The organism is Hymenobacter lapidarius (genome assembly GCF_001816145.1).
Lineage (GTDB): Bacteria > Bacteroidota > Bacteroidia > Cytophagales > Hymenobacteraceae > Hymenobacter > Hymenobacter lapidarius.
In genome coordinates this window covers 1-685 of sequence record NZ_MDZB01000043.1, presented here as the reverse complement: position 1 = coordinate 685, position 685 = coordinate 1, and the positions used below count along the sequence as shown (strand labels likewise).

The window sequence follows — 685 nt, the reverse complement described above, 5'->3', positions numbered from 1 at the left end:
GGTTTGCTCCGACTCGGCGCCGGCATGGAGGTAAAACTCGACGGGGATGCCGTCGCTGGTGGCCACCACCTGCACCTTGAGCCCATAAAACCAGCTGCGTTTACTGGCGCAGCGGCCGTGATACGCCTTGCCCGTCAAGAGCTTACAGCGCGGAATGCGCGTATTATGGCACACGGCCACGGGAAAGGAATCGAGCACATACCGCGCCTCGCCGTGCAACTGCTTGAGCACGTCGCCCACGGTGGCAAACAGGGCGTAGAGGGTATCCGTGAGGGCATGCAGACGGCACGTGAAACCGCTCTTATCCAGCCGGTTTTGCCCCCATGTTGCTCCATGTAGTGTTTGGCGACCACCAGGTTGCCGCCAAAAAAGCGGGCCGCGACCAGGGCCGTGGTCAGGACCTGCGCATCGGTCAAGCGCCGGCTCGTCGCCGGGGGTAGCGTGCCGGCAGGGCGGGTAAAGCGGATTGAGTCATCGAGGACGCAGTACATTGCAACGGTCTGTTCGCGCATGGTCAGCAGGGAGTTGGGAGGTCAGAGACCCAAACCTAGCCTGTTCACGCCGAACAGACTAGGTTTAAGGTCTCTGACCTCCTCATTCCTGCTGAAACCATGCGCGAACAGACCATCGCAATGTACTGCTTCCTCGACGATTTGCTCACCCGGACCCGCCCCGTTTGGGCGCG

At 61.5% G+C, this 685-nt stretch carries 1 pseudogene; it reads right to left on the bottom strand.

What is annotated here, in order from left to right:
- Nucleotides 1-512: pseudogene (locus BEN47_RS22990) on the bottom strand (transposase); the annotation flags it as partial.
- Nucleotides 513-685: the final 173 nt, after the last annotated feature.